The 9,554-nt window shown below is 70.4% G+C and carries 9 protein-coding genes and 1 tRNA gene; 1 reads left to right on the plus strand and 9 read right to left on the minus strand.

Annotated features, from left to right (window positions below; all coding sequences use genetic code 11):
• Positions 1-6: 6 nt before the first annotated feature.
• A tRNA-Arg gene (locus GVN67_RS16755) sits at positions 7-83 on the minus strand.
• 164 nt (positions 84-247) lie between these two features.
• Between GVN67_RS16755 and GVN67_RS16760 the strand changes: the two genes are divergently transcribed.
• Positions 248-1,840, plus strand: coding sequence for an EAL domain-containing protein (locus GVN67_RS16760; RefSeq protein WP_159998002.1), 1,593 nt, complete (start codon positions 248-250; stop codon positions 1,838-1,840).
• A 62-nt stretch (positions 1,841-1,902) separates the two neighbouring features.
• Here GVN67_RS16760 and leuB read toward each other — a convergent pair whose 3' ends face one another.
• From leuB to ffh, 8 genes are all read right to left on the minus strand, one after another.
• Positions 1,903-3,015: a 3-isopropylmalate dehydrogenase gene (gene leuB, locus GVN67_RS16765; RefSeq protein ID WP_159998004.1), complete on the minus strand. Its 1,113-nt coding sequence runs from the start codon at positions 3,013-3,015 to the stop codon at positions 1,903-1,905.
• A 37-nt stretch (positions 3,016-3,052) separates the two neighbouring features.
• Positions 3,053-3,664, minus strand: a complete 612-nt coding sequence (leuD, locus tag GVN67_RS16770) for a 3-isopropylmalate dehydratase small subunit (RefSeq protein WP_159998006.1) — start codon at positions 3,662-3,664, stop codon at positions 3,053-3,055.
• A gap of 1 nt (position 3,665) precedes the next feature.
• Complete coding sequence (leuC, locus tag GVN67_RS16775; protein WP_159998008.1) at positions 3,666-5,081, minus strand: 3-isopropylmalate dehydratase large subunit; 1,416 nt, start codon at positions 5,079-5,081, stop codon at positions 3,666-3,668.
• A 404-nt stretch (positions 5,082-5,485) separates the two neighbouring features.
• Positions 5,486-5,863 carry a 50S ribosomal protein L19 gene (gene rplS / locus GVN67_RS16780; RefSeq protein WP_159998010.1) on the minus strand — a complete coding sequence of 126 codons (378 nt, stop codon included), beginning with the start codon at positions 5,861-5,863 and terminating at the stop codon, positions 5,486-5,488.
• Between the two features lie 84 nt (positions 5,864-5,947).
• Positions 5,948-6,691: a tRNA (guanosine(37)-N1)-methyltransferase TrmD gene (trmD, locus tag GVN67_RS16785; protein ID WP_159998012.1), complete on the minus strand. Its 744-nt coding sequence runs from the start codon at positions 6,689-6,691 to the stop codon at positions 5,948-5,950.
• Positions 6,688-7,341 (minus strand): ribosome maturation factor RimM, encoded by a 654-nt coding sequence (gene rimM, locus GVN67_RS16790; RefSeq protein ID WP_159998014.1) that lies wholly within the window; start codon positions 7,339-7,341, stop codon positions 6,688-6,690. The genes trmD and rimM overlap by 4 nt, the downstream gene beginning before the upstream one ends.
• 30 nt (positions 7,342-7,371) lie before the next feature.
• Positions 7,372-7,710 carry a 30S ribosomal protein S16 gene (rpsP, locus tag GVN67_RS16795; protein ID WP_159998016.1) on the minus strand — a complete coding sequence of 113 codons (339 nt, stop codon included), beginning with the start codon at positions 7,708-7,710 and terminating at the stop codon, positions 7,372-7,374.
• 32 nt (positions 7,711-7,742) lie between these two features.
• Positions 7,743-9,128, minus strand: coding sequence for a signal recognition particle protein (ffh, locus tag GVN67_RS16800; protein ID WP_159998018.1), 1,386 nt, complete (start codon positions 9,126-9,128; stop codon positions 7,743-7,745).
• Between the last annotated feature and the right edge of the window lie 426 nt (positions 9,129-9,554).

The following is a 9,554-nucleotide window of genomic DNA, read 5'->3' on the forward strand; positions in this document are numbered from 1 at the left end:
AGTGACTGGCGCGCCCGAAGAGATTCGAACTCCTGACCCCCAGATTCGTAGTCTGGTGCTCTATCCAGCTGAGCTACGGGCGCCGGCCAGTGGCGGGGGAATAACCCCCGGGACGGATCGACGCAACAGCCCGATCGAGATTTTTTTCGTCATTTTTCCAAGGCGCCCGTTGCCTTCGCAACGATCGAGCCAGGACTGCCGGTCAGGATAGGCAGCCGACCCGTGCGCCGCCGAGGAACGCCAAACCGTGCTGCCGCCTGCCGCCACCACCGTCTCCTTCCCCGGCCGTTTCTGGCCCCGGCTCGGCCTGCTGCTGGGCGGCGGCATGCTGCTCGGCGCCCTGGCCGGCGGCGCGCTGGGCTGGGAGATGCAGCGGATCGAGCGGCAGCGCAGCGCCGGCGAGCTGGCCGAGCTGTATCTCGCCCGCGCCGGGGAGATCGGCAGCGAGATCGTCGCCGTGCTGGGGCGGATGAACCGCAGCACCGCGCCGCCCTGCGGCGAGGCCGATATCGCCGAGCTGCGCCGCATGGTCATCGCCTCCCGCTTCCTGAAAAGCGGCGGCCGGCTGGTGGAGGGGCGGCTGGTCTGCAGCGCGACGCTCGGCCTGCTGCCGCAGCCCTCGCTGCTGACGCCGCCCGACTTCGTCACCCGCCATGGCCGGCGGCTGCGGCTGAATGCCGAGATCCCCGGCATCCCCGGCTCGGTCGGGCTGGTCTTCGAGGAGGGCGGCTCGGCCGTGGTGGTCAGCCCGCAGGCTTTCAGCGCCCTGGTCGACCCGCGGTTGGAGCATATGGTGGTGGTGGTCAATGGCGCGGCGCGGCACCGCTTCTTCGGCAGCCTGCCGGAGGAGGCCATGCCGCAGGGCCCGCTGGTCAGCGGCCAGCCGGTGCGGATCGGCGGCCGGCGGTTCGAGCTGCGCTGCTCGGCCAACCAGACCGGCTGCATGCTGGCCCGCTTCCGCGCCCCCCCCGCCCCCTTCGCCTCGCCGGTCGTGCTGGGCTTCGCGGCGCTGGGGCTGCTGGCCGGCGGCGGCGCCGGGCTCGGCGGCAGCGCCGCTCTCGCGCGGTCGCGGGCCCTGGTGCAGCGGCTGCGCACCGCGCTGCGCGCCGGGCGGCTGACGCTGGCCTACCAGCCGATCCTGCGCCTGTCCGACCGCCGCATGGTCGGCGCCGAGGCGCTGCTGCGCTGGCAGGAAGGCGGCATCGCCATCCCGCCCGACCTGTTCATCGCCGCCGCCGAGGAAGCCGGCTTCATCGGCGATATTTCTGTCTATGTCCTGCACAAGGTGCTGGCGGAAATGGCGGAGACCTTGCGGGCGCGGCCGGATTTCCAGGTCACCGTCAATATCTCGGTCCACGACCTGCTCGACCCGGGCTTCGCCGAGCATGTCGCGGGCGCCCTGGCGCTTCACCAGGTGCCGCCGCAGAACATCGGCTTCGAGCTGACCGAGCGCTCGACGGCGCAGCGCCACGATATCGCCGCCGGCATCGCCCGGCTGCGCGCGGCCGGGCACCGGCTCTATATCGACGATTTCGGCACCGGCTATTCGAGCCTCGCCTATCTGGCCGAGCTGCAGGTGGACGCCATCAAGCTGGACCGCGCCTTCACCCAACTGGCCGCCCGGCCGGAGCATGCGGCCGCCGTGCTGGGCCCGATCGCCAGCCTGGCGCACAGCCTGCAGCTCGGCCTGGTGGTCGAGGGGGTGGAGGAGGAGGCGGAGGCCGGCTTCTTCGCCCGCCTCGCCCCCTGCGCCCTGGCCCAGGGCTGGCTGACCGGCCGGCCGATGCCGGCCGAAGCCCTGCTGGCCCGGCTGCCGGAGGCGACCGAGGCGGCGGCCTGAGGCCATGAAAAAGGGCGGGGAGGTTGCCCTCCCCGCCCCTGATGTCGCGCCGTTCGCCGGGATCAGGCGGCCAGCTTGTCCAGCTCGCGCAGGATGGCGTCGCCCATCACGCTGGTGCCGACGCGGGCCGTGCCCGGGCCCATGATGTCGGCGGTGCGCAGGCCGCCGGCCAGCACCTTCTCCACCGCGGTCTCGACCAGCCTGGCGTCTTCCTCCATGCCGAAGGACCAGCGCAGCAGCATGGCGAAGGACAGCATCTGGGCGCAGGGATTGGCGATGCCCTTGCCGGCGATGTCCGGCGCCGAGCCATGGATCGGCTCGTAGAGCGCGTGGCGGCGGCCCGAGGAATCCACCGCGCCCAGCGTGGCCGAGGGCAGCATCCCCAGCGACCCGGTCGCCGCGGCGGCCAGGTCGGACAGCAGATCGCCGAAGATGTTGCTGGCCAGGATGACGTCGAACTGCTTCGGCCGGGCGCAGAGCTGCATGGCGCAGTTGTCGGCGTACATGTGGCTCAGCTCGACCTCGGGGAACTCGTCGCGGCCGATCTCGGAGACCACGGCGCGCCAGAGGCGGCCGGACTGCATGACATTCGCCTTCTCGACACTGGTCATCTTGCCGGTGCGCTTCTTCGCCAGGTCGAAGGCGACGCGGGCGACGCGGGCGATCTCGTCCTCGGTATAGACCTCGGTGTCGATGCCGCGGCGCTTGCCATTGGCCATCACCTCGACGCCGCGCGGCTCGCCGAAATAGATGCCGCCGGTGCTCTCGCGGACGATCATCAGGTCGAGGCCGCGGACGATCTCGGGCTTCAGGCTCGAGGCGTCGACCAGCGGCTCCAGCACCAGGGCGGGACGCAGGTTGGCGAACAGCCCCAGCTCCTTGCGGAGACGCAGGATGCCGAGCTCGGGGCGCTTGTCGAAGGGCAGCGTGTCCCACTTCGGGCCGCCGACCGAGCCGAAGAGCACGGCGTCCGCCGAGAGGGCGCGCTCCACCGTGCTGTCCGGGCAGGGCGAGCCCTCGGCCTCGAGGGCGGCGCCGCCGACCAGGCCTTCCTCGAGCGCGAAGCTGACATGGCGGCGGCGGTCCATCCATTCGATGACGCGGCGCACTTCGCGCATCACCTCCGGCCCGATGCCGTCGCCGGGGAGAACCAGCAGCTTCTTGTTCGCCGTCATCTGTCAGTCGCTTCCTTCCGTGGAACGCGCCGGCGGCTCAGCGGTACAGCCAGGGCTGCGCCGCGCGCTGCCGCGCCTCGAAACTGTCGATCGCCGGGGCCTGTTGCATGGTCTGGCCGATATCGTCCAGCCCGTTCAGCAGCAGGTGCCGGCGCAGCGGATCGATCTCGAAGGGGATCTCTTCCCCATTGGGCCGGACGACCACCTGACGCTCGAGATCGATGGTGATCCGCGCATTGGCGCCGAGCTTGGCGTCTTCCATGAGCTGGTCGCACACCTCGCGGGGCAGGCGAACCGGCAGGATGCCATTTTTAAAACTGTTATTATGAAAAATGTCGGCGAAGTCGGGGGCGATGACGCAGCGGATGCCGAAGTCGAGCAGCGCCCAGGGGGCGTGCTCGCGCGAGGACCCGCAGCCGAAATTCTCATGCGCGATCAGCACCTCCGCCTGGCGGTAGGGCGGCTGGTTGAGCACGAAATCCGGGTTCTCGCTGCCATCCTCCTTGTAGCGGAGGTTGGCGAAGAGCGACTTGCCCAGACCGGTGCGGGCGATGGTCTTCAGGAAGCGCGCCGGGATGATCTTGTCGGTGTCGACATTGGCCATCGGCAGGGGCGCTGCGATGCCGGTCAGCGTGGTGAAGGCGTCCATGTCACACGATCTCCCGCACATCGGTCAGGAAGCCGGTCACCGCGGCGGCGGCGGCCATGGCCGGCGAGCAGAGATGGGTGCGCCCGCCCGGGCCCTGGCGGCCCTCGAAGTTGCGGTTGCTGGTCGAGGCGCAGCGTTGGCCCGGGGTCAGCTTGTCCGGGTTCATGCCGAGGCACATCGAGCAGCCCGCCTCGCGCCATTCGAAGCCGGCGGCGCGGAAGACGGCGTCCAGCCCCTCCCGCTCGGCCTGCTGCTTCACCAGGCCGGAGCCGGGGACCACCATGGCGCGCACGCCGGGCGCCACCTGGCGGCCCTGGGCGATGGCGGCGGCGGCGCGCATGTCCTCGATGCGGCTGTTGGTGCAGCTGCCGATGAAGACCACGTCGACCTTCAGCTCGGTCAGCTTCTGGCCCGGGGTCAGGCCCATATACTCGACCATGCGGCGCAGCTGGGCGCGGCGGGCCTCGTCGGCGCCGCTTTCCGGGTCGGGGACGGCGGCAGTGATCGGCAGCACGTCCTCCGGGCTGGTGCCCCAGGAGACCATCGGCACGATCTCCGCGGCGTCGAGCACGACCTCCTTGTCGAAGAAGGCGCCCGCGTCCGACGGCAGGGTCGACCACCATTCGACGGCGCGGTCGAAGGCCTCGCCCTCGGGGGCGAAGGGGCGGCCGCGGGCATAGTCGAAGGTGGTCTGGTCGGGGGCGATCATGCCGGCCCGGGCGCCACCCTCGATCGACATGTTGCAGACCGAGAAGCGGCCGGCCATGTCGAGCGCGCGGATCGCGGAGCCCGCGAACTCGATGACATGGCCATTGCCGCCGGCGGTGCCGATCTTGCCGATGACGGCCAGCACGATGTCCTTGGCGGTGCAGCCGGCCGGCAGCACGCCATCGACCGTGACGCGCATGTTCTTGGCGCGCTTCTGCAGCAGGGTCTGGGTGGCCAGCACATGCTCGACCTCGGAGGTGCCGATGCCGAAGGCCAGCGCCCCCATGGCGCCATGGGTCGAGGTGTGGCTGTCGCCGCAGACGATGGTCATGCCCGGCAGCGACAGGCCCTGCTCCGGGCCGATCACATGGACGATGCCCTGGCGCGCGTCGGTCAGCGGGATATAGGGCACGCCGAACTCGGCGACGTTCTTCTCCAGCGTCTCGACCTGGACGCGGCTCTCGGGGTCGTCGATGCCGGTGTAGCGCGAGGCGTCGGTGGCGATGTTGTGGTCGACCACGGCCATGGTGCCGTCCAGGCGGCGCACCGGGCGCTTGGCCAGGCGCAGCCCCTCGAAGGCCTGCGGGCTGGTCACCTCATGCACGAGGTGCCGGTCGATGTAGAGAAGCGCGGTGCCGTCCGGAAGCGTCTCGACCAGATGGGCGTCGAAGATCTTGTCGTAGAGCGTGCGCGGCTTCGTGGCCGACATCGGCGGCTTCCTCATGGCAGATGGTTCTGGCATCCGCGTGGCCTTGGGGCTGGGGGCCCAGCGCCACCCGGAGGTCGCGATGGTCCAGAGGGGAGGCATCCCCCGGAACCCTGATATCTCTATCCGGGCAGCCCGCTGCGGAGGGGGAGGCATCCCCTGCCGCGGCCGGTCACCGGAAAAGACAGGGCCGAAGGGCGGCTTGCGCCCTGCAGACCCCGGTCTTTTCCGTCGCTTCGGCGCCGCCCGCAAGGGGGCGCTGCACAACAAAAGCATATATAGCGCGCTTCTCGCGCAAGGAAACTGCGCGAGCCATTCGCCGCAGGCCGTCCCGGCCTGCGGCGCGAGCAAGGCTCAACCCTCGATCGGCGTCGGCGCCCCAACGAGGGCGCCGACCCCGAAAGAAATTAAGCCTTGGCGGGGCGCGGGGCGGCCTTCTCGGCGATGCGCGCCGACTTGCCGGTGCGGCCACGCAGGTAATACAGCTTGGCGCGACGCACCTTGCCGCGGCGCAGCACGGCGATCTCGGCGATGTTCGGGCTGTACAGCGGGAAGACGCGCTCGACGCCCTCGCCATAGGACAGCTTGCGCACCGTGAAGTTGCTGTGCAGGCCCTTGTTGGAGCGGGCGATCACCACGCCCTCATAGGCCTGGGTGCGGGTCCGCTCGCCCTCGACGACCTTGACCATCACGCGCACGGTGTCGCCGGCGGCGAAGACCGGCACGGCGCGGGCCTCGAGCAGGCGGGTGCGCTGTTCCGCGTCGAACTGCTGCAGCAGGTTCATAATTGTGGTCCTCTCGACAATCCTGGTGGGCAGCGCGGGCCGCCCGTTAATCCTGAATAACTAGACCAAGCCGGGCCATGGGCCTCAGCCGGCCGAAGCCTTCGCCGCCACGCCATCCCGCATGTCGTCCCGCCGGGACCAGAGGTCAGGGCGCCGCTCGCGCGTCGCCCGCTCCGCCATCTCCCGGCGCCATCGCGCCACCGCAGCATGGTGGCCGGAGAGCAGCACCTCGGGCACAGCCCGCCCCTGCCACTCCACCGGCCGCGTGTACTGCGGATATTCCAGCAGGGGCGCGCCACCGGCGCCGGCCGAGAAGCTTTCCTCGGCCGCGCTGTCCACGCCCCCCATCACCCCCGGCAGCAGCCGCACGCAGGCATCGAGCAGCACCAGCGCCGCCGGCTCGCCGCCGGACAGCACATAGTCGCCGATCGAGACCTCGCGCATGCCGCGCGCCTCGATCACCCGCTGGTCGAGCCCTTCGTAGCGGCCGCAGACCAGGATCACCCCCGGCCCCGCCACCAGCTCCCGCACCAGCGCCTGATCGAGCAGTTTTCCACGCGGCGTCAGATAGACCAGAGCACGGTCTTCTCCGTCAGCCAGCGCGGCCGCACAGGCGGCATCCACCACATCCGGCCGCAGCACCATGCCGGCGCCGCCGCCGCAGGGGGTGTCATCCACCGTGCGGTGCTTATCGAGGGCGAAGTCGCGGATCTGCCGCGCATCCAGCCGCCACAACCCCTCGCGCAGCGCCCGGCCGGCCAGGGACTGGCCGAGCGAGCCCGGAAACATTTCCGGGAACAGCGTCAGGGCGGTGGCGTGCCAGCTCACGCGGCACCTCCACGCGGACCGCGCGGGGCGCGGCCCTTCGGCGCATCCTGCCGGCGCGGCAGGGCATGCAGGGGCGCGGAGGCCCCCGTCACCGGGGCGGCGGCCTCGCCGCGATCGGCGGCAGGCTCGGCCTCGGCGGCGGCGATGACCTCCGGCGGCAGCTGGCCCTCGACCGGCGGCTGCACCAGCAGATAGCCTTCGGCGATGGCGATCACCGGCACGACGGCGCGGGTGAAGGGCAGCAGCGTCTCGCGCCCCTGCTCGTCGGCGACGGTCAGGAAGCTGCCGGCGCCAAAATCCTCCACGCTGCGCACGACGCCCAGCACGCGGTCCTCACGGTCCCGCACCGCCAGCCCGATCATGTCGGCGAGGTAGAATTCCTCCTCCTCCGGCTCGGGCAGGCGGTCGCGCGGCACGTAGAGGCGGGTGCCGGTCAGCCGGGCGGCGGCGTCGCGGTCGCTGACACCCTCGATCCGGGCCAGTCCCCCCGGCAGCCATTGCAGGGCATAGTGCTTTTCCCCGCGCTCATCCGAGAGCGGGCCATAGGTGGCGAGATCCGCCGCCTCGGCGGTGAAGGATTGGACGCGGACCAGCCCACGGACCCCGTGCGGCCGGCCGATCTCCCCCACCAGAATGCGCTTGTCCGCCATGGCGCGTCAGGACCCTGCCCGGAGCAAGGCTCAGCCGGCCGCGGCGGCGGCGGCGGCGCGCTCCTGCGCCTTCTTCTTCGGCGCGGACTGCTTCGGCTGCTCGCGGAACACCGGCATCGGCGCCAGCTCGGCCTTGCCGAGGAACTTGGCGACGCGGTCGGTGGCGATGGCGCCATGCTGCAGCCAGTGGGTGATGCGCTCGCCGAACAGGCGGACGCGCTCGGCATGGTCGGCCGGCAGCATCGGGTTGTAGCTGCCCACCTTCTCGATGAAGCGGCCGTCGCGGGGCGAACGGCTGTCGGCGACCACGATGTGGTAGTAGGGGCGCTTCTTGGCGCCGGCGCGAGCGAGACGGATCTTCAGGCCCATAAGTCGTCAGTCCTATTTGTCTTGAGCGTGGATCAGAAGGGGCGTTTGCCCCCGGCACCGGGGAGGAGCGCGCCCAAACCGCCGCGCATCAACCCCTTCTGGCCGAGCTTGTTCATCCGCTTCATCATCGCGGACATGTCGTCGAACTGCTTGAGCAGCCGGTTGACATCCTGCACCGTCGACCCCGAGCCGGCGGCGATGCGCCGCTTGCGGCTCGCCTTCAGGATCTCGGGGTTGCGGCGTTCCTTGGGCGTCATGCTGCCGATGATGGCCGCCTGGCGCTTCAGGACCGTGTTGTCGAGATTGGCGTCCTCGATCTGGGACTTGATCTTGCCGATCCCCGGCAGCATGCCGAGGATGCCCGACAGCGATCCCATCTTGCCGATCTGCTTCAGCTGCGAGGCGTAGTCTTCCAGGTCGAACTGACCCTTCTGCATCTTCGCCGCGAGCTTCTCCGCCTCCGCCTTGTCGATCGTCTCGGCGGCGCGCTCGACGAGGGAGACGATGTCGCCCATGCCGAGGATGCGGCCGGCGATGCGGTCGGGGTGGAAATCCTCGAGCGCGTCCAGCTTCTCGCCGGCGCCCAGCAGCTTGATCGGCGCGCCGGTGACGGCGCGCATCGACAGCGCCGCGCCGCCACGGGCGTCGCCGTCGACGCGGGTCATGACGATGCCGGTCAGGCCCACGCGCTCGTTGAAGATGCGCGCGGTGTTGACCGCGTCCTGGCCGGTCATCGCATCGACGACCAGCAGGCTTTCGTGGGGCTTGGTGGCGGCCTTGACTTCGGCCACCTCGGCCATCAGCGCCTCGTCGATCGACAGGCGGCCGGCGGTGTCGAGGATGACGACGTCATAGAGCTCGCCGCGGGCGACCTGCATGGCGCGCGCCGCGATCTGCAGCGGGGTCTGGCCGGCGATGATCGGCAGCGAGGTGACGCCGGCCTGCTTCGCCAGCGTCTCCAGCTGCAGCTGGGCGGCCGGACGGTGGACGTCCAGGCTGGCCAGCAGAACCTTCTTCTTGTCGCGGCCGCGCAGGCGCAGCGCGATCTTGCCCGAGGTCGTGGTCTTGCCCGAGCCCTGCAGGCCGATCATCAGGATGGCGATCGGCGCCGCGGCGTTCAGGTTCAGGCCGGGGGTGTGCTCGACGCCCTCGCCGCCACCGAGCGCCTCGACCAGGCAGTCGTTGACGATCTTGATGACCTGCTGGGCCGGCGAGACGGAGCGGATGACCTCCTGGCCGACGGCGCGCTCGCGCACCTTGTTGACCAGGTCCTTGACCACCGGCAGGGCGACGTCGGCCTCGAGCAGCGCGATGCGGACTTCCCGCAGCGCTTCGCTCACGTTGTCCTCGGTCAGCGCGCCGCGGCGGCGCAACCGGTCGAAAACCCCGTTCAACTTGCCCGACAGCGCCTCGAACATCGGCGGTCGTGTTCCTTTCACGCGGGATGAGCCCCGCCCATAACAAAACGCGCCGCTGCCCGAGCCTTCGGGGAGCGACGGAGCCGGACCTCTCCAGGAGGTGCCGACCAAGGGAATCCAGGCATGGCCCGGATCGCGGGGTTGTAGTCGCTGGCCTGCCGGGAATCAATCGTCTTTCGCCAGTCGAGGGCAAACCGTTGTTTTCGCTGCAATCGTCAGGCCATCGTGCGAGTCCCCTTGCCTGTCGCTGCCGCCTGCGCCTAGGCTCGGGTCATGAACAAGCAGAACCCCGCGCAGCGTTGGTGGTGGCCCCTCTCATAAGGCGGCCGCGTTTGACTGTTCCCAGGCCGCCTCGGAGATCCCCGGGCGGCTTTTTTCATGACTGATTGACGGCACGAGCCCCCCCTGGATCCCCCGAGGCGCCCC

Origin of the sequence: Roseomonas sp. 18066, from assembly GCF_902706185.1 — a bacterium.
Classification (GTDB): domain Bacteria; phylum Pseudomonadota; class Alphaproteobacteria; order Acetobacterales; family Acetobacteraceae; genus Pseudoroseomonas.